Here is a 21,529-nt window from a genome sequence, read left to right as displayed (position 1 = left end):
AATTTTGGGAGTCAAGTGTGAAGTCGCTGCAAATTGCTTTAAGTACTCTATTGATGAGTGCGCCGATGATGTCGCTAGCCACTACTGCTGGTGAGCGGTCAGATTTAAACCTGCGTCCAGGCGTAACAGAGATTAGCCAACAGGTGTATGGCCTACATATGATGATGTTCTACATCTGCATAGGCATTGCTGTGTTGGTTTTCGGGGTTATGTTTTACTCAATGGTGAAACACCGTAAGTCCAAGGGCGCTAAACCTGCGCATTTCCATGAAAATGTAAAAGTAGAGATTGCGTGGACAGTAGTGCCGTTCTTAATCCTCATTGCCATGGCTGTGCCAGCGGCAAATACGCTGATAGATATGGAAGACGTGTCTAAACCTGACCTGACGGTATTGGTCACTGGTTCTCAGTGGAAATGGCATTACAAGTACATGGATAACGATGTTGAGTTTTTCTCTACACTCGCTACTCAGCAAGAACAAATCCGCAACAAGTTTACAAAGGGCGAAAACTATCTGCTCGAAGTTGACCGTCCTCTCGTGATTCCTACTGGCCAAAAAGTGCGTTTTCTCATCACCTCCGATGATGTTATTCATTCTTGGTGGGTGCCTGATTTTGCCGTTAAGAAAGATGCTAATCCCGGTTTTATAAACGAAGCATGGACTAACGTGAATGAGCCCGGTGTATACCGTGGTCAGTGTGCGGAGCTGTGTGGTAAAGACCACGGGTTTATGCCCATCGTGGTCATCGCGAAAGATCCTGCAGATTATCAAGCATGGATTGAAGAACAAGAAGCGATTGCCATTCGTGCCAAAGAAGAAGAGCAGCGTTTGTTGGCGATGAACATGTCGATGGAAGAGCTGATGACTGATGGGAAACGCGTATATGAAGCTGTTTGCGCTGCATGTCATATGCCAAATGGTGAAGGTCTTGCCGGCGTGTTCCCTGCGATTAAAGGCTCGAAGATAGCCACAGAAGATCAACAAGCCCACATAGATATCATCGTTTACGGTAAAGCAGGAACTGCCATGCAGTCATTTGCAAAACAGTTAACGATGTCAGAGATTGCGGCGGTTGTTACCTATCAGCGAAATGCTTGGGGGAACAATACCGGCGAAATGGTTCAAGCTAAAGATGTTAATGCCATCATGAATGGCGAGTAGGAGATCAAGTAAATGTCGACCGTAACTGATACTGCACATGCACCTGACGCTCATGATTCCCACGACGGACATGACGGACATCATCACGGCGCGCCTAAAGGCTTGATGCGTTGGTTATTAACCACCAACCATAAAGACATTGGTACGCTTTATTTATGGTTCGCCTTCATCATGTTTTTGGTGGGCGGAGCAATGGCGATGGTTATTCGCGCAGAGCTCTTTCAACCTGGGCTACAAATAGTTGAGCCAAACTTCTTTAACCAAATGACCACCGTTCATGGATTGATCATGGTATTCGGCGCCGTTATGCCAGCCTTTACCGGGCTAGCTAACTGGTTGATTCCTATGATGATTGGTGCGCCAGATATGGCTCTGCCGCGCATGAATAACTGGAGCTTTTGGATACTTCCATTTGCCTTTTTGATACTTCTTTCTTCATTGTTTGTTGAAGGAGGCGGTCCTGCCTTTGGTTGGACTTTCTACGCGCCGTTATCTACTACCTACAGTGGTGACAGTACTGCCCTGTTCGTATTCTCAGTGCACATCATGGGTATAAGCTCAATCATGGGCGCGATTAACGTTGTGGTCACGATATTCAACATGCGAGCCCCAGGCATGACCTACATGAAGATGCCTCTTTTTGTATGGACATGGTTAATCACAGCATTTTTGTTAATCGCGGTTATGCCAGTGCTTGCGGGCGTGGTAACGATGGTGCTTACCGATAAATACTTCGGCACAAGCTTCTTCGATGCAGCCGGTGGTGGCGATCCAGTATTGTTCCAGCATATTTTCTGGTTCTTTGGGCATCCTGAAGTGTACATAATGATCTTGCCCGCCTTTGGGATCATCTCGCAAATCGTACCAACCTTTTCACGCAAGAAACTCTTTGGTTATGCGTCCATGGTGTATGCCACCGCATCTATCGCATTGCTGTCGTTTATCGTATGGGCACACCATATGTTCACTACTGGTATGCCAGTATTTGCTGAAATGTTCTTCATGATTGCCACCATGATCATCGCAGTGCCAACGGGTGTGAAGGTATTTAACTGGGTGGCCACCATGTGGCGCGGCAGTATCTCCTTTGAAGTGCCGATGCTGTTTGCCATCGCGTTCATCATACTATTTACCATCGGCGGTTTGTCAGGCCTAATGCTTGCAATCGTGCCTGTGGACTTCCAGTACCACGATACCTACTTTGTGGTTGCTCACTTCCACTATGTGCTGGTAACCGGTGCGGTCTTCTCGATTATGGCAGCGGTTTATTACTGGTTACCTAAGTGGACCGGGCGCATGTTCGACATTAAATTGGCCAAACTGCATTTTTGGTGCTCGCTGGTCTCGGTAAATGTCTTGTTCTTCCCTATGCACTTCGTAGGCTTAGCGGGTATGCCTCGTCGTATCCCTGATTACGCATTGCAATTTGCTGATTTTAACAAGTGGATCAGTATCGGCGGTTTCGCCTTTGGTTTATCACAGTTGATATTCTTGGCATTGATCATTAAAGCGTGTCGTAAGCAGGGTGAAAAGGTATCAGACCAAGTGTGGGATGGCGCCGAGGGCCTAGAATGGGAAATCCCTTCACCGGCTCCTTATCATACCTTTGATACACCACCGGTTATTAAGTAATTAACCGATAAACAATAGGTATGCCAGGCGGCATTGCGGTAATCAATACATTATGACGAACAAGCAAACAACTGAAAACAAGGCTGAACTGTCTAGCGCTGAGAGTGCTGTGCAGTCTGCCTCTACTGCCCCACAGTCTCACGGGAAAACCGTGGGCAAACTCATATTGGTTGTAGTGGGCATGTTTGGTTTTGGTTTTGCGCTTGTGCCGCTGTATGACGTATTGTGCGATGCACTAGGCATAAACGGCAAAACAAGTAACGAAGTAGCGGTGTACGAAGCGGTTGAAATTGATACATCGCGCACCATTACGGTTGAATTCATTACGCGAACAAACACAGGCATGCCATGGGAGTTCAAAGCGCAAACAAAGCGCGTTGAAGTTAACCCCGGTGAAATGAGCGAAGTTGCTTTTTATGTGCGTAATCCGGTCAATCGAAATATTATTGCGCAGGCGATCCCATCGGTCTCTCCAGGAACTGCTGCGCTTTATGTCAATAAAACAGAGTGTTTTTGTTTTAAACACCAACCTCTCAAAGCAGGCGAAGAAGCGGTCATGCCAATGACGTTCTACATTGACCCGCAACTGCCTGACGATATAACTTTTTTTACATTGCAATACACTTTATATGACATTACTGAGAACGCTGACGAAGCTGAAGTAGTGGCGATGAACAGTGGTCTACGGAGATAAACATGGCTGAACAAGCGCAAGAACAATACGAAAAGTACTACGTACCTGAACAAAGCGTCTGGCCCATTGTTGGGGCGGTGGCGCTATTTTTGATTGCGGTTGGTGCAGGAAATTACGTAGTAGAGGTCACTCGTGATAAGTCGGGCATAGGCGGGTACGTGCTGCTAGCAGGCTTAGTGATGCTCACCGTCATGGTATTTGGCTGGTTTAAAAATCAAATCGATGAGTCTATGAGCGGCTTATATAGCGCACAGCTTGGGCGCTCATATCGACAGGGTATGGCGTGGTTTATCTTCTCAGAAGTGATGTTTTTTGCGGCATTCTTTGGTGCCCTATTTTACGCCCGCACGATTGCGGTTCCATGGTTAGGTGGCGCGTCTAATAATGCGATGACTAACGAAGTCTTATGGCCAACTTTTGAAGCAATGTGGCCGCTTACCAGCACGCCAGGTGGCGTACAAACTACGCCGATGGGTTGGTATGGTCTACCGCTCATTAATACGGTAATTTTGTTGGTATCGTCTGTGACGCTGCATTACGCACACACCGGACTAGAAGGAAATAAACGTAAGCAGCTTATAGCGATGCTAGGTGCGACCATTTTACTTGGTTCAATATTCCTTGCGCTTCAAGTGTACGAGTACATCCATGCCTACAGAGACTTAGGCCTAACCTTACAGTCTGGCATATATGGAAACACATTCTTCTTGCTGACTGGGTTCCATGGACTACATGTGACCTTGGGCACGATTATTCTCATTGTATTGTTTTTGAGAGTGTTGAAAGGCCATTTCACGCCTAAAGAGCACTTTGCCTTCCAAGCGGGAGCTTGGTACTGGCATTTTGTTGATGTTGTTTGGGTAATGCTGTTTTTCTTTGTATATATTCTTTAATAATGCATTAAAAATCAATATGGCCGAGGGTTTGGGGTAATTACGCCAGTAGCGACAGCTATCAGAATCAATACGACGATGACGACTGACGCTATAACCCTGCGGCCAATAAATTTGCTCATCGGTTCGTGCTCCCCACCTTTTAACATCACTCTCATAGCCCTAAATAAATTAAATATCATGAACAGAAGTAAGGCTCCGATGATAATCTTTACCGCTAACATATTTGTAGCTCCCTAGAGGTGGTTAACTAGCATGCTGTTTAAAGGTGTGAGCACGCTAAGAATGATTTTTACCTTAATGGCTATTGTGTGTATTGTCATTATGTTTTTATTGGGCTTTTGGCAGCTCGATCGCAAGTATCAAAAAGAGCAACGCCTAAACCAAATCGAACAACGCAAGGCAGCAGACCCACAATTATTAGAAGACGTCATTGATGCGCCTGCTGATTTTGTTGACTTTCCCCTGCTTGTTACGGGCGAACTCAGCGATAAGACCTTTTTCATAGACAATCGCATCAAAAACGGCGTGGCAGGTTATGAGGTTTTGGCGCCATTGGCGAGCAATTACGGCACCGTATTGGTCAATCTCGGTTGGGTTCCCGGCACTGGCAATCGCTCTGAATTACCTCGCATCATCATACCTAAAGACGCTCAATATCAGGGCCGCATTTACGTACCTAGCGACAATGTTATGATTTCAGAGACTAATTTTAATTATGGGCGCTTTCCTGTGCTTATTCAGCAAATCGATTTTGCGGAAATTGAAAAACATCTAGGAAAAGATGTGCTTCCTTTTACCCTGCGCCTCGACCAACAGCCAGATAGTGCTTACATTCGTGATTGGCAAGTGGTGGTAATGGCGCCCGAACGACACTTGGGCTACGCCATCCAGTGGTTTGGACTCGGTATCGCTGGACTAACTGTGTTTTTGCTGACTATCATGAAGTCTATGCAAATTCGTAAAGAACAAATTAAATAGGCAATGTGCTGAAGAGGCATCGTTGGACTTTAGGTTTGGATATTGACTGGAGGGGCCACTCGTTTGAAAACGTCGAAATCATGGATGATTTCGCCGAGCGCCCAGGGATGGGTTCACAGCGTTTTTCAAACGAGTGGCCCCTCCAGTCAATATTATGCTGGCGTCCAGCACTCTCGTAAGCGCAAAAGCATCAACTGACTTAGTAAATTTAGGATTATCGTATGTCAATTAAAAAAAATAATAAGATGGCTTTTATTCTATTGATTGTGGTGTTTGTGGTCCCTGTGATTTTAGCCAAAATAGCGCTTGAGATGGATTGGTTTAACAAGGCGTCTACAAATCGAGGGGAGTTGCTCGACCCCACTATCGAAGCGGCACAATTGTTACAAGAGGCGGAGCGTAAGTGGCATTTTCTTTATGTCATACCACAGGTTTGTGACAGCGCATGTGAGAATGCGATTTACAGCGTTAGCCAAGTAAAAACGGCAATAGGCCGCGAGGCTGGGCGAGTAAATGCAGTATTTATTGCAACTGAACAAAGCAGTCAAAGTGCACTTGAAAAAATTGCCAGTATAAGTGACACGCAAGTGTTACAGAAAACAAAACAAAATGTGAATAAAGTGTTTAAAGATGTACCGGTAAATGCTATTTTTATCGCCGATACGTTAAACAACATTGTGCTCAAATATCCCACCACAGCAGACCAAGAGCAGGCCATCATGGACAGCCGAGATATGCTGGCGGATATGAAGAAGCTGCTTAAGCTTTCACGCATAGGTTAGGCCAGAGGAAGTAAATTAAATGAAAAAGCTGGTGCTAATAAGCATATTTTTAGCTTTATTTGTCATTGTACTGGGTGCATATACAAGGCTTACAGATGCCGGGTTAGGTTGCCCTGACTGGCCAGGTTGTTACGGGCATGTGCTCGTGCCTCAAGCAGAGCATCATATCGAGGCCGCCAATCAGGCGTTTCCCGAGCGGCCCGTTGAGGCTGAAAAGGCATGGAATGAAATGATCCATCGCTACTTTGCCGCAGGCTTAGGCTTTATCATTTTATTGATTGCAATTGCCGCTATCGTTAATCGCGCAAAAGGAAAAATAGCACCGCTTAAGCTGCCAGTATTGCTTCTTTTACTCGTCAGTTTTCAGGGCATGCTTGGTATGTGGACGGTAACGCTGAATCTACTGCCTGTCGTGGTGATGGCGCATTTGTTAGGTGGCTTTACAGTATTGTCTTGCTTGTTTATTTTATATTTGCGAATGACGCCCTTCAGAATACCAGGGGGCGATACGCAAATGCGTCCGCTGGCGAAGTACGCAGCGATAGGGATTGCTATTCTAGTGTGGCAAATTGCGCTAGGTGGCTGGACATCGGCGAACTATGCGTCGCTTGCGTGTACCGAACTCCCTATTTGCGAGGGTGATTGGGTCGCTCGTTTGGATTTTGCTGGAGCATTTTCGGTGCCCGCCGCTGAAAATTATGAGTATGGCGTTCACAGTTACGAAGAGCGCGTTACTATGCATGTGTTGCATCGCTTTGGTGCTATTATTACCGTTGCCTACTTATGCTGGTTGGCATTTGCAATTTTTACCCGCTCAAGCTCAGCGCTAATGAAAAAGCTGACCGTTGTCATGCTTGTTGTGCTTGCAGTGCAAGTAGGGCTTGGTATTAGCAATGTTGTATATACGCTACCGCTAACTGTTGCCACTATGCACAATGCGGTCGCCGCATGCTTGCTCTTGGTCATGGTGCTGCTCACCTACACAATGTATAGGAAATACTGAAAAGTGAAGATTAACCAACCCCATCAAGGAGAAGCGAATGAATAAGACGCTTGCAGCCCCTTCAAAACTAAGTTCAGGCGCAACATGGCGCGACTATTACGAGCTAACAAAGCCAAGAGTGGTGATGTTGCTATTGTTAACCGCTTTGGTTGGTATGTGTTTAGCAACCCCAACTTGGGTTGACCCTCTGGTGTTGAGTGCAGGCATGTTCGGTATTGGCTTGTTATCGTCTGCAGCCGCTGTCATCAATCATGTTGTGGACCATCGTATTGATTCAATTATGGCTAGAACATTCAACCGCCCTGTGGCAAAAGGCAAAGTGTCGATTAAGCGGGCCTTAATATTTGCCGGTGTGCTTGGCGCTCTTGGATTCGTTGCCCTCGCAGTATTTGTAAACATGCTTACTGCATGGTTGACCTTGGTAAGTCTTGTTGGATACGCCGTTATATACACAATGTACTTAAAACGAGCGACGCCGCAAAACATCGTTATCGGAGGCTTGGCAGGCGCAGCGCCTCCACTTTTAGGCTGGACGGCTGTTTCCGGCGAAATTCATGCATATGGCTTATTGTTGGTGTTAATCGTGTTTACATGGACACCTCCGCATTTCTGGGCCTTGGCTATACACCGAGAAAAAGACTACGCAAAAGCAAAAATACCGATGCTCCCTAACACCCATGGTGTCGAATTTACAAAAACCTGTGTTGTGCTGTATACCTTGCTACTGTGCGCCGTGTGCCTACTACCGTATTTGACTGGCATGAGCGGTGGACTCTATTTGCTTGGTTCGTCATTGCTAAATGCGTATTTCATGTATATGGCGCTTAAATTGAAGTTCAAGCCGCAAGCCTCGACAGCAATGGATACATTTAAATTTTCGATTCTGCATTTAATGCTGTTGTTTGTTCTTTTGCTTGTTGATCATTATTTATAAGTTGTATGTTGTGAGTAATTGGCACTCTAATTGGGAAAAATTCTAATGCAGCAGAAGTGGATTGGTTTGATTGCCCTGTTCTCATTAATTCTAGGCGTATATTTAGCGATTACGATTGCGCCACCCGGATTTAATGATGACAAACCACTCTCTGAGCAAACGCAGCACTTAAATTGGTATCCGCAAGCGCGGGCCTTAACTGATTTTGAGCTGTCAAAACACGACGGTAGCACGATGACAAATGCCGACCTCACGGGTCAGTGGACGCTGGCGTTTGTAGGCTATACATTCTGCCCTGATATTTGCCCCGTTACCCTAGCGCAAATCAACAACGTTTATCCGCAGCTGCAGGCCTCGGTGCAAGAAACCCCTTTACGAGTGTGGTTTTTATCGGTTGATCCCAATCGAGATACGGTCGAAAGACTCAACGAATACGTGAGCTACTTCAATCCTGACTTTATTGCAACAACCGGACCGCATATACAGCTGTTTCCGCTGGTGCGCAGCATGGGAATGATGTACTCCACATCTGAAAGTACTGATAACCCAAATTACCTAGTAGACCATAGTGCGTCTATTGTGGTGATAAATCCTGAAGGCAACGTTGTAGGGCGCTTTAAACCAAAACATATCCCCGGTGAGCTTGCAATTAGCGATGTTGATCATATTCTTGCCGACATGCCCATCCTGCTCGGCTCAAGTTAAGCCACAAGCATGTTACACCTAAGACAAGGGGTTCAAGACGATGGCCCATTGCTTGCCAAACTAATCTTGCTCTCTGCAGATACGCTGCTTCCTTACTTATTTGGTTCATCCGCCGCTGCACTTGAGTATTTAGAACAAGCGAGCAGGCATCAAGACGGTCAGTATAGTGCGCTGCGCCATCGCGTCGCTGTTAGCAATAATGAGGTCATCGGATGCATGAGTCTATGGCATGATGATATGCCAGACGGCTTTCGCGATGCTACTGTACAAAGTCTAACTGACTATTTAGACGTAGAGCAGCTCGCGCATATCGTTGTGGCTAATCAAACGCTTGGCGCGATTTTTAAAGCACCCACAGAACATGAATTATGCATCGGTCATTTAGCGGTGGCGCCAGATTGGCAAAGAAAAAACGTTGGTAGCAAGCTCATCGCTTATGCACAAGCTCAGGCTAAAGCGCTAAACAAAACACATCTTGTTTTGGATGCAGATATCGCAAAAACATCGGCATTAGGTTTTTATCAAAGGCATGGATTTGAAATTGTTCGCCGATATAAACACGAACCCACCGACCAGCGATTTGCTCGTTTGGCCCTTGCCCTTTAAGCACCAAGAGCACAATTTTAAACAGTGCTAGACGCTGTTTCTTATCCAGAACTGAGGTTAGTTATTATTCCAAAAATGTGCCATCGTTTGAGGGGGTGAAAAATGGGACTGAGTGCCAATAAAATCGCCCTTTATGCGCCTTGCTCGGCGCGGTGCAGTTGACTCTTACCCTGCCAGGCGCAAACGTGTGTTCAAGCGGCACTGATACCAAAACCTTATTTTGCTGAGTCTTTATTGAGGGAACAATGCGCGCTTGCTTAAAGTAGCAAGCCATTTGGGACAGCGAGATGTCGCTGTTAACAGATAAATGCAGCGTCAACATAGAAAGGCTTTCGCCTGATTGATACACATGCTGCATGCCCGCTTGAGCAATTACCGGCATCGCAATGGACGCCATTTTTACCTTCAAGGTGTCAAGTTTGCTGTAGCGTCCCGCTGATGGAAAGCGGGCAAGCGGAACCGCTTGCTCTAGATTGGCAATTACCCCAGATTGCTGACCAAAACCTATATAGCCGGCATCGCGCAGGGCCTCCTCCAATGCGAGATTAAATTCGCCATATGGGTAGGCAAGCCATTTACGGCTGTATCCGAGTTGCTCAGCAAGCGCATTTTCGGCTTCGTTTATATTTTGCATAACACGCTTTAACCACTGTGCCTCGCTTTCATTACTCTCTCGCTCAAGCAGGTGTATATGCCCCATTGTATGGTTGGCAAAATCCGCTAAAGGCTGCATGCTTTGAATGTCTTCCCAGCTGAGGTGATTCGCCAGCGCGCCGACACTATCGGGATTTACAAATACTGTGTACTTAAATCCAAAATCCTCCAGTATCGGATGAGCATTGGTCAGAATATTGAGGTATCCATCGTCAAAGGTTATGGCGACGGCATTAGCGGGTAAATCTTCACCGCGTTTAAGCGCTTCAATAGCATCATGGAGGCCTATAACGCTATGGTGCTCGCTAAGGTATTGCATATGCTCTTTGAACACCTGTGGTGTTACAGAGGTGATGCTGGGTGTGTCATGCGCAACATGATGGTATTGCAGCACAACCACTTGGGGTGGCAGTTGTGCAAAGGCACGTGCATAATGCACGCAAAGGCTCACGCACAATAAAAACTTAAAGGCGACCACGCCCATTGCTTTTAATTTACGCGCGATATGCGTCATACATACTGTTCCCTTTTAGGTGATTCATGCTATCCACCTTAAAAAATAGACTCGCTCATGTAAAGCTTTTGTCAATTGCGATCCCGCTTATTTTGGCGAATATTACCACGCCGCTATTAGGCTTAGTCGATACAGCAATTCTAGGACGTATGGACGGGCTGCACTATCTGGCCGGTGCTGCCATCGGTTCGCTTATCCTGACGCAGTTATACTGGGTGTGTGGCTTCATTAAAATGTCTATGACAGGACTGTCAGCTCAAGGACGCTCACAATCATCTCTAACAAGCATTAAAACACTCGTTCAGGGAGGGTTTCTTGCACTTCTACTTGCCCTGATAGTATTGATTGTTCAGCAGCCATTTTTGCAAGCTGGCTTATGGTTTGCACAAGCTGAGCCACAAGTAGTGCAAAGTACAATGGACTATTTTTACGTACGCGTTTGGGGGGCGCCCGCTGCGCTTGTGAATTTGGCGATTATTGGCTGGCTTATTGGACAGCAAAAAGGACGCCTTATTTTAGGTTTGCAGGTATTTGTGAATGTAATGAATATCGCGGCAAGTCTTATGTTTGTTTACGTGCTTGATATGGGCGTGGCTGGAGTGGCAGCGGGTACCCTAGTAGCAGAATACAGCATGACGATAGTATCGTTGATATGGATTTATCGACGCTATTGGGTGTCCGTTTGGGCGTCATCAGATATACGCGGTGAAAATGGGCTACTCGAAGGAGATGAAATTGGTAAGTGGTTTGCTTTAAAAGCATTAAAACCCCTGCTGTCATTAAACTCCAATATATTAATACGAAATCTTGCGCTGCAGTTTACCCTAGCCTTTGTAACGCTCAAGGGCGCGCAATACGGCACCCAAGCGGCAGCGGTAAACGCAATTTTGATGCAGTTTTTTGCCTTAATTGCGCTGGGCCTAGACGGTATCGCTAATGCAGTAGAAGCCCTCGTTGGCGAAGCTAGAGGAAACGAGGACACTCAACGCTCAAATCAAAACGGGGACACTCAACGTTCAAATCAAAACGAGGACACTCAACGCTCAAATCAAAATCAAAACGAGGACACTCAACCTTCCAACCAACATCCACCGCTTAATTTAAAAAGGCAGGTACACTTGGGGATGTTTTGGTCAAGCATAATTGCGTGCCTCTACACCCTAGTTTTTATTATAGGGACGCAAGACATTGTATCTATTCTAACTGATCAAAAGAGCCTAATTTTAGCAACGATGAGCTATAAGTGGCTGATTTTGATGTTGCCACTTATTGCCCATTGGTGCTTTTTGTTTGACGGCGTTTATGTTGGCCTAACCCTCGGAAAAATCATGCGTAACAATATGCTGGCCAGCAGTACACTCGCATTCATACCTGTTTATTGGTTCTTTATTGAACTAGGGAACAGTGCCTTATGGATTGCTATGCTGGCCTTTTTGAGTGCGCGAGGCTCTGGTTTGGCATGCCATTTTTATTGGCGTGTATTGCCCGCGCAGCAAGCACAAAAAAGCCGCTAAATAAAAGCGGCTATAAAACAACATACAACGTAAATTGCTCAGTTTGTCATATTAGTAGTACGAATGTTCACCCGCTTCATGTTCAGTGGCGTCTTTCACGCCTTTAATTTCACCTGCAAAATGCTCTAGAAGTTGCTTTTCAATACCGTCTTTTAGCGTCACGTCGACCATCGAGCAGCCGTTACAACCGCCGCCAAACTGCAGTATTGCATTACCGTCTTCGGTGACTTCCACAAGCATAACATTGCCGCCATGGCTGGCTAGTTGAGGGTTAATTTCAGACTCAATAATGTAGTTAATGCGGTCAATTAAAGGCGCGTCGTCAGCAATCTTTTTAGCCTTCGCATTGGGCGCTTTAAGAGTCAGCTGTGAACCCATTTGGTCAGTCACAAAATCGATTTCAGCTTCTTCTAAATATGGCGCACTTTCGGCGTCAACTACAGCATCAAATCCTTTAAACGGAAGGCGGATGTCGGTGTCTTCAACCGCTTCTGGTGGGCAGTACGACACGCCACATTCGGCTTTTGATGTGCCTGGATTAACAACAAAAACGCGAATGTTTGTGCCCTGTGTTTGTTGGGCAAGTAGTTTGCCAAAATGCTCTTGAGCACTTTCTGAAATGCTAACCATGTTTATCCTCCACAATCTGTATGCGCGCATAATAGCAAAGATTACCTGAGTAAAACACTCAAGTATTAAGCTTTTTCATCTATATTAGAGGTTTCGCCGTAAAATTATACTTTCCAGCTGAATTACGTCACAATTTATACGTCAGCAAACTATAACTAAAAGAGCGATACATAATGAATAACCGCAGTCTATCTTGGGTCACAACCGGCCTAGTTAAAGGTATTACTATGTTTAAACACGGCTTAGCTCGTGTATTTACACTCGAAAAACACACTCGACCTGTTAAGTCATTTTTGCCGCCCAGCACAACTATTTTAAGTGCAACGCTTACCTTGAGTCTTGCTGTTGCCATGCCGGCTTGGGCCGTGGAAAGTGACTTAAATTATCTGCCTGATGGCCAAAACTACGACGCCAGTATTCCAAGACCAGCCGATGTGCTCGGCTATCCAGTGGGAACTTGGCATGTGCGTCACGATCAGGTGGTCAATTATATGCGTGCCTTGGCTGATGCATCTGATAGGGTAAGTTTGCAAGTCACCGGATATACTCACGAGCAGCGTCCGCTCTTGCTGCTTACTATCACCGCACCTAACAATCAGAGCAAAGTCGAGCAGATGCGCACCGAGCATATCGAACGACTCAGTAAAGGTGAGGCGGCGCAGGCATCAGATCCTTTGTTTATCTATATGGGTTACAGCGTTCACGGCAATGAACCATCGGGTACAAATGCTTCGTTGCTTGTGGCTTATCATTTAGCTGCATCGCAAGCGGATGATGTAAAAAAACTATTGAATGAAAATGTCGTTCTGTTAGACCCGTCACTCAATCCAGACGGTTTATCTCGTTTTGCGCAATGGGCAAATATGCACAAAGGTTACAATGTGGTGGCAGACCCTGCTCACCGCGAACACCGAGAAGCTTGGCCGTCGGGGCGAACTAATCACTATTGGTTTGATTTAAACCGCGATTGGTTATTGCTGACGCATCCTGAATCTAAAGCTCGAATTGCGCAGTTTCATCAGTGGCGCCCGCATATTTTGACCGATTTTCATGAAATGGGCACCAACAGTACATTCTTCTTTCAGCCAGGCATCCCATCGCGAAAAAACCCGTGGACACCTGACACAAACGTTACGCTAACAAAAGCATTAGCCAACTTTCACGCACAAGCGCTAGACAAAAATAAAGAGCTTTATTTTACCGAGGAATCTTTCGATGATTTCTATTACGGTAAGGGCTCAACCTATCCCGATGCTCACGGCAGTATAGGTATCTTGTTTGAGCAGGCAAGCAGCCGCGGACATGCCCAAGAATCAATAAATGGCTTGCTTGAATTTGAGCGAACAATTCAAAATCAGTTTACAACGTCGCTCTCAACTTTCGCTGGCGCAATGGCGAACAAGTCTGCAATTGCTGCTTATCAGCGTCAGTTTTATAAAGATACAAAACAATTGATAGACGACGATGAATTGCATGGGTTTGTAGTAAGTGCTGCAAAAGACCGAGCAAGATTCTCAAGAATGCTGTCAATTTTAGAGGCGCATCAAATTCAGTTCTCTGCCTTGGCCAGCGACTTGAGTTTAGATGATAAAAACTACCAAGCTAAAAGCAGTGTTTTTATACCGCTTGCACAGCCTCAGTATCGCCTAATCCGCTCATTATTTAGCGAGCGAACGCGCTTTGTAGATAATACCTTTTACGATGTTTCAAACTGGAATATTGGCTTGGCTTTTAATGTTAAATATGCGGGAGTAGAACAATCAGACCGCCGCAAAGTGAAGTTGTCTGATAAACCATTTGAAGCAGTGCCGGCAGAAGTGGAGGAGTCTCTACGCCAAAATGTTAGTGACGATGCTTATGCTTACGTTTTTGAATGGCACAGTGCGAATGCACCGGCTATGGCGCAGCACCTACTAGAGAATGGCGTACAAATTCGTGTGGCAGGGGATGGCTTTAGCGCTAGAGTGAGCGGCGACTCGCAAAGCGCTCAAACCTTTGCGCCTGGCAGTATTATGATTGCCACCGCGCTTGAGCAGCCGGACAACCTGCAAGCGTTGCTGAACACAGCGCAAACCGAATATGGGATTAAAATTGCCAGCGTTACTTCAGGCCTGACGCCAGCGGGTATTGACTTAGGCAGCCGCCAGTTCGCTCCCGTCAATACGCCTAATGTGCTGTTAGTTGGGGGTGTGGGCACCAATCAATACGAAATTGGCGAAATTTGGCATTATCTAGATACGCGTATCGGCCTGCCGGCTACCTTGGTAGATTTGAGCAACCTTGCTAATACAAAGCTGTCTCGCTATAGCCACATTGTGTTTGCTTCAGGTCGCTATAATAAGGTGAGTAAAAAGCTGACTGATGCCTTATCGCAGTGGGTAAAAGATGGCGGCGTACTGATTGGCCAAAAATCGGCAGTAAGTTGGTTCGCGAAGCAAGACTGGATAGATAATAAAGTGCTCTCTAACGATAGTATTGACGACAGCTTTTCTACTAAAGGGCTGAAATATAAAGATCGTCAAGATTTAGCATCGAAAAAACGCATAGCAGGCGCGGCATTTTTAACTTCGATAGACCGCAGTCACCCCTTGTTTTTTGGATTTGAGACAGACACTCTACCCATGTTTAAGACCAGTAACTTTGTGCTTAAATCCACAGACGATCCCTTTGTTGAAATAGCCAACTATGTTGAGAAACCACTTGCAGCCGGTTATGCATCCGATGAGCTAGAATCACTGGTATCTGAGACGGCAGCGGTAGTTGTTAAGCCTGTGTCGAGTGGAGCAGTTGTCGCCTTTGTCGATAACATTCATTTCCGTGGCTACTGGGATGGAACCAACAAGCTAATGGCGAACGCTATCTATATGTCGCCGCTGTTTTGAGTCTTTGTGCGGGTCGGTGGCGATAGCGCCATCGACCATACTGAAACGGTGATATCAGGGTAGGATGCAACAATTGCTTTGCACGCACTGTTGATTGTCGCCCCAGTGGTTACAACATCGTCCACCAGTGCGATATGCTTGTACTCAATACTGCTGCATAATGCAAAAGCGTCGTGAATGTTCTCGAGGCGCTGCTCTCGATTTAATTCGCTCTGCGCCTTGGTGTGACGCAGCCTCTTGACGCAATCGTAAACGGGCAAATCGCAGCGTTTTCCTAAAGCGTGTGCCAGCAGTCGCGCTTGATTATAGCCTCTTTGTGCATAGCGCCATTTAGATAATGGAACGGGCACGAGCACCTCAGGCAATTCACTCGTATGAGCCATGCGCGGGTAAATGTAATCTACAAAAAACCTGCTTAGCACTTGGGCGGCGAGCGGCTCTTTTGAAAATTTTAATCTGTTAATCAGGGCCTTTAATATCCCCTCATATTTTCCAAGCGCGTAAAGGTGATGATAGTAAGGGCTGACGAGGTGCTCTGATACAGACGGCTTTTCGAGCAAATCGAATCCTGGCACTTCAAAATGCGCGATACTAGTATCATAGCGACAATATTCACAAACTAATAAAGCACTCGACTGTTTACAGACATAGCAGTGTTTGTGATGCGTTAACAGTGCGCTTACTTGCTCCCATACATTCGTTAATCGCGTTACACTACCCATACTATTTACCCCGCACTTACGAATTACGATAACACATCATGCAAATACGTCAGCTGAACAAAAGTACTGAATTGCAAATATGCCTGCTGCACGGCTGGGGAATGAACGCTGCAATCTTTGAGCAATTCAGTCATTTATTAGAATTGGCTGTAAACAGAGAGCTTCAGCAAACGGTTGATATTCATCTTATTGACCTACCGGGTTATGGCAACGAGATTGGTCAATATGCGCATGGCGATATTGCATCTTTGAGCGCTGCAGTAGAGCGCAGGTTGCCAGATGATTGCGTTGTGCTCGGCTGGTCCTTAGGTGGCTTAGTGGCTCAGGCGCTTGCAGTAAATGCATGTAAAAAAATCAGCGCGCTTATTACTGTATGTTCGTCACCAAAATTTGTTGCAAGTGATGATTGGCCAGGTATTGATGCGAAGGTATTAGCGAATTTTCAAGAACAACTAGTTCATAGCTCCGTAAAAACACTGAAGCGGTTTTTGGCAATCCAAAACTTGGGTCAACCTGACGCGAAAACCAATATTCAGCGCATGTTAAATGCAGTTAACGCTAAACCAATCGCAAATGCCGATACCTTAAAAGGCGGCTTAAATATTTTACACAACACAGATTTGCGCGAGCATCTGCATCTAATAAAGGTGCCAACTCTGCGGCTCTACGGACGTTTAGATTCTTTGGTTCCGCATAAAGCGCAGCAGAAAATAACTGCACTACATCCTACCTGCAAAAGCATTGTTTACTCCAAAGCCTCCCATGCACCGTCTATGAGTCATCCTCAAGATATGATTGATGACATTGTTAGCTTTATAAAAAGTGTGAAAAAATACTAAAGAATCTAGTTGGGGTGCCGATAACCCGTTTTAGAAAAGTAAATTTGTTTGAGTGTCCTCGTTTGGGAAGTGGCGCTCGTTGAGTGTCCTCGGTTAGGGTGGTGAGATGGTAGCTATTGTGAATAACACGGTGCAAGATGCGTTTGCGTCTGGCGCGCGGTCTTATCAAGACGCCTCTCGTCAAATGCAAGAGGTATCAGCCAATTTGGCTCAGTCAAATCGTCAAAATATAGATATCCCGGCCAGCGCGGCCTCCATGCAGCAGGCGAGTCTGCAAGCACAGGCCTCAGCAGAGGTGATGAAGCGGGCTGATTCCATGGTGGGCACAATTATTGATGTGTTTGCGTAGTCATGTTTATGTCAAAAGGTAGCTAAAGGTGTTTCCAACAACGACCGCTTATGATTATCAAATGCCTCAGCCGCTTATGCCTCAGCCGCTTATGCCTCAGTCGCAAGCGGGCTCATTTGGCACGACTAAATCAGAGCAACAAGCCCAAATACCGCCAGTAGGTCAAGACAAAGTCAGCATCAGTGAAGCTGGCAAACAGAAGGCTAGCACCCAAGACACCTTAAGTGAATTGGCCGATAAACAAAAAGTCGAGAATGACGCAGAGCAAGCGCAAGAAAAAGCCGACGAAAAGAAAATCCAAGAGTTAAAAGACCGTGACCAAGAAGTCCGCATACACGAGCAGGCTCATGCTGCCGTGGGTGGTCAGTACGCGGGCGCTCCGTCATATGAATTCGAAACAGGCCCTGACGGTAAGCAATATGCGGTGGGTGGTGAAGTCTCAATAGATGTTAGCGAAGAAAAAGAACCGGAAGATACTATTTCTAAAATGCAGGTGGTGCGAGCCGCTGCACTAGCACCTGCAGAGCCTTCCGCACAAGACTATAAGGTCGCCTCGCAAGCAGCTCAAAAAGAGCAGGCCGCTAGAGCCGAGGTTGCCAAACAATCTGTGTCAGGAGGCGATGAGAACAACTCAAGACAAGCTTCACAAGCGCTTGGCAATAAAGCCGAATTAGCGCTTAGTCAATATCAATATGCTAGTCGACCAGTAAGCCAAGCGTTTTCGGCCGAGGCTTAAGCAGCATAAGTAGCAGTGCAACTGTCGCTATCCTATTATTTTTTTGCTTTCGCAAATGCTTCAGCAAATGCATTACCCATTGCTGCGTTGTTTGCGCCTTGAGCTGGTTTGCCTCTGCTGTTTTTAGCCGCATGAGCTCCTTTGCTAGATGAGGGGCGATTGGCAGACGCTTTTTTCGGACTTGAAGTGTCGCTCTTATGAGCGTTTACATCGTCATCTAAACGCATCGTAAGGCTAATACGTTTACGCTTAATGTCTACTTCCATCACTTTAACTTTTACCACATCGCCGGTTTTAACAACTTCACGCGGGTCTTTGATAAACTTATTGGTAAGTGATGAAATATGCACCAGGCCATCTTGATGTACGCCAATATCGACAAATGCGCCAAAGTTAGCAACATTGCTTATGACGCCCTCTAATATCATGCCCACTTCAAGGTCTGCCATGGTGGCTACACCTTCTTTAAACGTGGCGGTTTTAAATTCTGGTCGAGGGTCTCTTCCGGGTTTTTCAAGCTCGCTCACAATATCTTTTATTGTGGGCAAACCGAAGGTTTGAGTAACAAAGTCCTGCGGCTTTAAGTTTTTAAGCACGCTCTCATTGCCAATCATATCGTTAACTGCGATCCCAGACTTTTGCACAATCGTGTCAACCACTTCGTATGCCTCGGGATGAACGGCACTTGCATCAAGTGGGTTACTACCATTCATTACTCGTAAAAACCCTGCCGCCTGCTCGTAAGCTTTTGGTCCTAAGCGGTCAACCTCGAGTAGGCGTTTTCTGTTGTCAAAACGCCCATGGGTATCTCTAAACTGTACGATATTGCTGGCGAGTGTTTTGTTCAGACCCGAAACATTTGCTAACAAGGCTGGAGAAGCCGTGTTCAAATCAACACCAACGGCATTTACGCAGTCTTTAATCACGTTATCCAGTGATTGCGCCAACTGGCTTTGATTAACGTCATGTTGATACTGACCCACGCCAATGGCTTTCGGCTCAATTTTCACCAGTTCTGCGAGCGGGTCTTGTAAACGACGCGCAATCGAAACCGCGCCTCGCAATGAAACATCTAAATTCGGGAGTTCAGCAGAAGCTAGCTCAGATGCTGAATACACCGATGCACCGGCCTCGCTGATCACGATTTTTTGTAGGCCAAGTTCGGGCTCTGCTTGCATCATTTCAGAAACGAGTTTATCGGTTTCTCTCGAGCCCGTGCCGTTGCCGATACTGATAATATTCACTTTGTGTTGCTTGCTTAACGTTGCAAGGGTTCGCTTTGATTTATCCCACTGATTTTGCGGTGCATGCGGGAATATGGTGGTGGTCGCCATGACCTTTCCAGTGGCATCCACAATGGCTACCTTAACACCCGTGCGCAAACCTGGGTCTAAACCCATGGTAACCTTGGGGCCCGCTGGTGCTGCCATTAAGAGGTCTTTAAGGTTAGACGCGAATACGTCTATGGCGTCTTTTTCTGCTTTCTCTCTGAGCATACTAAAAAGCTCGGTTTCTAGATGCAGACTAAGCTTAATTTTCCATGTCCACTGCACAACTGTTCTCAGCCAAGTGTCCCGCGCAGAGTTTGTTAAGGAAAGTCCGAGCACCTTGGCGATGATGTGTTCGTAATGCTCATTTTTGCTGAGGCCTTCTTGTTCCGGTGATGGGTCTAAAGAGACAGACAGCACACCTTCATTGCGGCCTCTAAACATAGCAAGCGCTCGGTGGGACGGCACACTCGAGTATTTTTCTGAATAGCTGAAATAGTCGCTAAATTTCTGCCCTTTTTCCTGCATGCCTTCAATGGCCGAACTTGTCACGTGCGCAGACTGAATTAAACGCGTTCTTAGCGCGTTCAACACATCTGCGTTTTCAGCAAATTGTTCCATTAAAATAAATTTAGCGCCGTCTAACGCAGCCTTACTGTCGTCTATTCCTTTTTCGCTGTTTACATAAGTTGCGCCGAGGCTGTCAGGATTGGCTTGGCTATCTTCAAGTAAGGTTTGTGCAAGTGGGGCCAGTCCAGCTTCTATGGCTATTTGCCCTTTGGTGCGCCGGCGCGGCTTAAATGGAAGATACAAATCTTCTAATAGTGTTTTGCTGCTTGCGGCCTCTATTTTTTCACGAAGTGCCGCATCTAATTTACCCTGTTCGCCTATTGATTTTAATATCGCTTTACGACGGTCTTCTAGCTCTCGCAAGTATCCGAGTCGTTGCTCAAGTGTGCGCAGTTGCGCATCGTCTAAACCTTCGGTGGCCTCTTTACGATAGCGCGCAATAAAAGGCACGGTGGCGCCTTCGTCGAGCAGTTTTACAGCCGCAGCGACCTGCGAATCTTTAGCGCCAATTTCTGCGGCAATAGTTTGATTTATCATGTATAGGGTCGGTCTCTGTTAAATAGGAGAGAAGCAAAGTGACGAGATTATAACTGTGATGCACACAGTACGCGACCATAGCGAAGAAATTTTTTAACGCGGATACTCAATCGATTCGATGTACCACGTGTATCTGCCGGTTTGCGTGACCACCTCTACGTCATCGCCCACTTCTTTTTTAATGAGCGCTCTGGCCATTGGTGAATCGATCGAAATGACGTCTTTGCGGCCAAATATTTCGTCGTAGCCAACAATTTGAAAGGCTTTGCGCTCACCTTCGTCGTTTTCAATTTCAACAAACGCGCCAAAAAACACCTTGCCGGCCTGTGAGGGGTGATATTCGACTACTTTTAAGCGCTCCAAGGCTTTGGATATGTAGCGAATTCGCCGGTCAATTTCGCGTAAACGCTTCTTATTATATTGATAGTCAGCGTTTTCACTTCTATCACCAAGGCTTGCAGCCCAAGTAACTTTTTTCGTTGTCTCTGGCCGTTCAACGCGCCATAAATGATCGAGTTCTTGCTTTAATTTAGCGTAACCTTTTGGCGTGATCAGGGGTGTTGGCATAATATCTACAGAAAGCTGCACAAATTTTGAACTATAAGCTAGGCTTAACGTCTGTCAATTAGTAGCGTAAGAATTATTCTATGCTAGCATATGAGTAAAGGAGACAGCTATGTCCGTATGTAAAAACGATACAAATAAGCCACGATACTCCGTATTTAACTATGCGATGATGTTTCTAGCAATCAACTGCATCATTGTGAGCGTCTTGACATTCACCCTAACCGCCATAGCGGTTGTTACAAATAATTACGACAAGTGGTTTCCGGTGGCTGTGTTGCTAAGTTTAGGCCTTATGTTTTTTGGGCGCTGGCTACTGCGCGCTCAGAGACGCTCAAAATAGAAATTTAGCTACAG

General features: G+C 46.1%; 22 protein-coding genes. 16 read left to right on the top strand and 6 right to left on the bottom strand.

Annotation, left to right across the window (positions count from 1 at the left end):
• Nucleotides 1–53: 53 nt before the first annotated feature.
• From coxB to ACFO4O_RS00580, 4 genes are read left to right on the top strand one after another with little or no spacing between them, the layout of a single operon-like run.
• Nucleotides 54–1,163, top strand: coding sequence for a cytochrome c oxidase subunit II (gene coxB / locus ACFO4O_RS00595; RefSeq protein WP_382405480.1), 1,110 nt, complete (start codon nucleotides 54–56; stop codon nucleotides 1,161–1,163).
• 12 nt (nucleotides 1,164–1,175) lie between these two features.
• On the top strand, nucleotides 1,176–2,795 hold the full coding sequence (gene ctaD, locus ACFO4O_RS00590; protein WP_382405272.1) for a cytochrome c oxidase subunit I: 1,620 nt from the start codon (nucleotides 1,176–1,178) through the stop codon (nucleotides 2,793–2,795).
• 52 nt (nucleotides 2,796–2,847) lie between these two features.
• Nucleotides 2,848–3,489 (top strand): cytochrome c oxidase assembly protein, encoded by a 642-nt coding sequence (locus ACFO4O_RS00585; protein ID WP_382405271.1) that lies wholly within the window; start codon nucleotides 2,848–2,850, stop codon nucleotides 3,487–3,489.
• Between the two features lie 2 nt (nucleotides 3,490–3,491).
• Nucleotides 3,492–4,382, top strand: a complete 891-nt coding sequence (locus tag ACFO4O_RS00580) for a cytochrome c oxidase subunit 3 (RefSeq protein ID WP_382405269.1) — start codon at nucleotides 3,492–3,494, stop codon at nucleotides 4,380–4,382.
• A gap of 14 nt (nucleotides 4,383–4,396) precedes the next feature.
• Here ACFO4O_RS00580 and ACFO4O_RS00575 read toward each other — a convergent pair whose 3' ends face one another.
• Nucleotides 4,397–4,606, bottom strand: coding sequence for a DUF2909 domain-containing protein (locus ACFO4O_RS00575; protein WP_382405268.1), 210 nt, complete (start codon nucleotides 4,604–4,606; stop codon nucleotides 4,397–4,399).
• Between the two features lie 31 nt (nucleotides 4,607–4,637).
• Here ACFO4O_RS00575 and ACFO4O_RS00570 point away from each other — a divergent pair, with 31 nt between their 5' ends.
• From ACFO4O_RS00570 to ACFO4O_RS00545, 6 genes are all read left to right on the top strand, one after another.
• Nucleotides 4,638–5,363, top strand: a complete 726-nt coding sequence (locus ACFO4O_RS00570) for an SURF1 family protein (RefSeq protein WP_382405267.1) — start codon at nucleotides 4,638–4,640, stop codon at nucleotides 5,361–5,363.
• A 221-nt stretch (nucleotides 5,364–5,584) separates the two neighbouring features.
• Entirely contained in the window at nucleotides 5,585–6,145 is a 561-nt protein-coding gene (locus tag ACFO4O_RS00565) for a hypothetical protein (protein ID WP_382405266.1), read from the top strand.
• Nucleotides 6,146–6,164: 19 nt separating this feature from the next.
• Nucleotides 6,165–7,148: a COX15/CtaA family protein gene (locus ACFO4O_RS00560; protein WP_382405264.1), complete on the top strand. Its 984-nt coding sequence runs from the start codon at nucleotides 6,165–6,167 to the stop codon at nucleotides 7,146–7,148.
• A gap of 37 nt (nucleotides 7,149–7,185) precedes the next feature.
• A complete protein-coding gene (gene cyoE, locus ACFO4O_RS00555) occupies nucleotides 7,186–8,082 on the top strand; it encodes a heme o synthase (RefSeq protein ID WP_382405262.1) in 897 nt (298 codons plus the stop codon).
• Nucleotides 8,083–8,127: 45 nt separating this feature from the next.
• Nucleotides 8,128–8,787, top strand: coding sequence for an SCO family protein (locus ACFO4O_RS00550; RefSeq protein ID WP_382405261.1), 660 nt, complete (start codon nucleotides 8,128–8,130; stop codon nucleotides 8,785–8,787).
• A 9-nt stretch (nucleotides 8,788–8,796) separates the two neighbouring features.
• Nucleotides 8,797–9,393, top strand: coding sequence for a GNAT family N-acetyltransferase (locus tag ACFO4O_RS00545; RefSeq protein WP_382405260.1), 597 nt, complete (start codon nucleotides 8,797–8,799; stop codon nucleotides 9,391–9,393).
• A 64-nt stretch (nucleotides 9,394–9,457) separates the two neighbouring features.
• Here ACFO4O_RS00545 and ACFO4O_RS00540 read toward each other — a convergent pair whose 3' ends face one another.
• Nucleotides 9,458–10,561 (bottom strand): polysaccharide deacetylase family protein, encoded by a 1,104-nt coding sequence (locus tag ACFO4O_RS00540; protein WP_382405259.1) that lies wholly within the window; start codon nucleotides 10,559–10,561, stop codon nucleotides 9,458–9,460.
• Between the two features lie 26 nt (nucleotides 10,562–10,587).
• Here ACFO4O_RS00540 and ACFO4O_RS00535 point away from each other — a divergent pair, with 26 nt between their 5' ends.
• The gene (locus ACFO4O_RS00535) at nucleotides 10,588–12,075 is read left to right on the top strand and encodes an MATE family efflux transporter (protein ID WP_382405258.1); all 1,488 of its coding nucleotides are present in this window, start codon (nucleotides 10,588–10,590) and stop codon (nucleotides 12,073–12,075) included.
• A 51-nt stretch (nucleotides 12,076–12,126) separates the two neighbouring features.
• Here ACFO4O_RS00535 and nfuA read toward each other — a convergent pair whose 3' ends face one another.
• On the bottom strand, nucleotides 12,127–12,705 hold the full coding sequence (gene nfuA, locus ACFO4O_RS00530) for a Fe-S biogenesis protein NfuA (RefSeq protein WP_382405257.1): 579 nt from the start codon (nucleotides 12,703–12,705) through the stop codon (nucleotides 12,127–12,129).
• A gap of 350 nt (nucleotides 12,706–13,055) precedes the next feature.
• Between nfuA and ACFO4O_RS00525 the strand changes: the two genes are divergently transcribed.
• Nucleotides 13,056–15,587 (top strand): M14 metallopeptidase family protein, encoded by a 2,532-nt coding sequence (locus tag ACFO4O_RS00525; protein ID WP_465253829.1) that lies wholly within the window; start codon nucleotides 13,056–13,058, stop codon nucleotides 15,585–15,587.
• Here the strand turns inward: ACFO4O_RS00525 and ACFO4O_RS00520 are convergent.
• A complete protein-coding gene (locus ACFO4O_RS00520) occupies nucleotides 15,566–16,309 on the bottom strand; it encodes a ComF family protein (RefSeq protein WP_382405254.1) in 744 nt (247 codons plus the stop codon). The genes ACFO4O_RS00525 and ACFO4O_RS00520 overlap by 22 nt on opposite strands.
• Before the next feature lie 38 nt (nucleotides 16,310–16,347).
• On the opposite strand from ACFO4O_RS00520, the gene bioH reads away from it, so the two are divergent.
• The 3 genes from bioH to ACFO4O_RS00505 all read left to right on the top strand — a co-directional run bounded on the left by bioH (nucleotide 16,348) and on the right by ACFO4O_RS00505 (nucleotide 18,233).
• Nucleotides 16,348–17,148, top strand: a complete 801-nt coding sequence (gene bioH, locus ACFO4O_RS00515) for a pimeloyl-ACP methyl ester esterase BioH (RefSeq protein WP_382405252.1) — start codon at nucleotides 16,348–16,350, stop codon at nucleotides 17,146–17,148.
• Between the two features lie 118 nt (nucleotides 17,149–17,266).
• Entirely contained in the window at nucleotides 17,267–17,497 is a 231-nt protein-coding gene (locus ACFO4O_RS00510; protein ID WP_382405251.1) for a hypothetical protein, read from the top strand.
• A 28-nt stretch (nucleotides 17,498–17,525) separates the two neighbouring features.
• Nucleotides 17,526–18,233, top strand: a complete 708-nt coding sequence (locus ACFO4O_RS00505) for a putative metalloprotease CJM1_0395 family protein (RefSeq protein ID WP_382405250.1) — start codon at nucleotides 17,526–17,528, stop codon at nucleotides 18,231–18,233.
• Between the two features lie 35 nt (nucleotides 18,234–18,268).
• Here ACFO4O_RS00505 and ACFO4O_RS00500 read toward each other — a convergent pair whose 3' ends face one another.
• Together ACFO4O_RS00500 and greB are read right to left on the bottom strand one after the other, a co-directional pair.
• Nucleotides 18,269–20,608 carry a Tex family protein gene (locus ACFO4O_RS00500; protein ID WP_382405248.1) on the bottom strand — a complete coding sequence of 780 codons (2,340 nt, stop codon included), beginning with the start codon at nucleotides 20,606–20,608 and terminating at the stop codon, nucleotides 18,269–18,271.
• Nucleotides 20,609–20,701: 93 nt separating this feature from the next.
• Entirely contained in the window at nucleotides 20,702–21,175 is a 474-nt protein-coding gene (greB, locus tag ACFO4O_RS00495) for a transcription elongation factor GreB (RefSeq protein WP_382405246.1), read from the bottom strand.
• 109 nt (nucleotides 21,176–21,284) lie between these two features.
• Here greB and ACFO4O_RS00490 point away from each other — a divergent pair, with 109 nt between their 5' ends.
• The gene (locus ACFO4O_RS00490; RefSeq protein WP_382405245.1) at nucleotides 21,285–21,515 is read left to right on the top strand and encodes a hypothetical protein; all 231 of its coding nucleotides are present in this window, start codon (nucleotides 21,285–21,287) and stop codon (nucleotides 21,513–21,515) included.
• Nucleotides 21,516–21,529 lie beyond the last annotated feature (14 nt).

This window comes from Glaciecola siphonariae, assembly GCF_042652645.1.
Lineage (GTDB): Bacteria > Pseudomonadota > Gammaproteobacteria > Enterobacterales > Alteromonadaceae > Glaciecola > Glaciecola siphonariae.
The sequence above is the reverse complement of the archived record's forward strand: the minus strand, read 5'-3'. Positions and strand labels throughout refer to the sequence as shown.

Excerpts from the sequence above, each read along its gene's own strand:
- ACFO4O_RS00500 (WP_382405248.1), bottom strand. The coding sequence starts at position 20,608 with ATGATAAATCAAACTATTGCCGCAGAAATTGGCGCTAAAGATTCGCAG.
- ACFO4O_RS00550 (WP_382405261.1), top strand. The coding sequence starts at position 8,128 with ATGCAGCAGAAGTGGATTGGTTTGATTGCCCTGTTCTCATTAATTCTA.
- nfuA (WP_382405257.1), bottom strand. The coding sequence starts at position 12,705 with ATGGTTAGCATTTCAGAAAGTGCTCAAGAGCATTTTGGCAAACTACTT.
- ACFO4O_RS00525 (WP_465253829.1), top strand. The coding sequence starts at position 13,056 with ATGCCGGCTTGGGCCGTGGAAAGTGACTTAAATTATCTGCCTGATGGC.
- ACFO4O_RS00535 (WP_382405258.1), top strand. The coding sequence starts at position 10,588 with ATGCTATCCACCTTAAAAAATAGACTCGCTCATGTAAAGCTTTTGTCA.
- coxB (WP_382405480.1), top strand. The coding sequence starts at position 54 with ATGAGTGCGCCGATGATGTCGCTAGCCACTACTGCTGGTGAGCGGTCA.
- ACFO4O_RS00540 (WP_382405259.1), bottom strand. The coding sequence starts at position 10,561 with ATGACGCATATCGCGCGTAAATTAAAAGCAATGGGCGTGGTCGCCTTT.
- ACFO4O_RS00570 (WP_382405267.1), top strand. The coding sequence starts at position 4,638 with ATGCTGTTTAAAGGTGTGAGCACGCTAAGAATGATTTTTACCTTAATG.
- cyoE (WP_382405262.1), top strand. The coding sequence starts at position 7,186 with ATGAATAAGACGCTTGCAGCCCCTTCAAAACTAAGTTCAGGCGCAACA.
- bioH (WP_382405252.1), top strand. The coding sequence starts at position 16,348 with ATGCAAATACGTCAGCTGAACAAAAGTACTGAATTGCAAATATGCCTG.
- ctaD (WP_382405272.1), top strand. The coding sequence starts at position 1,176 with ATGTCGACCGTAACTGATACTGCACATGCACCTGACGCTCATGATTCC.
- ACFO4O_RS00585 (WP_382405271.1), top strand. The coding sequence starts at position 2,848 with ATGACGAACAAGCAAACAACTGAAAACAAGGCTGAACTGTCTAGCGCT.
- ACFO4O_RS00545 (WP_382405260.1), top strand. The coding sequence starts at position 8,797 with ATGTTACACCTAAGACAAGGGGTTCAAGACGATGGCCCATTGCTTGCC.
- ACFO4O_RS00560 (WP_382405264.1), top strand. The coding sequence starts at position 6,165 with ATGAAAAAGCTGGTGCTAATAAGCATATTTTTAGCTTTATTTGTCATT.
- ACFO4O_RS00490 (WP_382405245.1), top strand. The coding sequence starts at position 21,285 with ATGTCCGTATGTAAAAACGATACAAATAAGCCACGATACTCCGTATTT.
- ACFO4O_RS00520 (WP_382405254.1), bottom strand. The coding sequence starts at position 16,309 with ATGGGTAGTGTAACGCGATTAACGAATGTATGGGAGCAAGTAAGCGCA.
- ACFO4O_RS00575 (WP_382405268.1), bottom strand. The coding sequence starts at position 4,606 with ATGTTAGCGGTAAAGATTATCATCGGAGCCTTACTTCTGTTCATGATA.
- greB (WP_382405246.1), bottom strand. The coding sequence starts at position 21,175 with ATGCCAACACCCCTGATCACGCCAAAAGGTTACGCTAAATTAAAGCAA.
- ACFO4O_RS00580 (WP_382405269.1), top strand. The coding sequence starts at position 3,492 with ATGGCTGAACAAGCGCAAGAACAATACGAAAAGTACTACGTACCTGAA.
- ACFO4O_RS00565 (WP_382405266.1), top strand. The coding sequence starts at position 5,585 with ATGTCAATTAAAAAAAATAATAAGATGGCTTTTATTCTATTGATTGTG.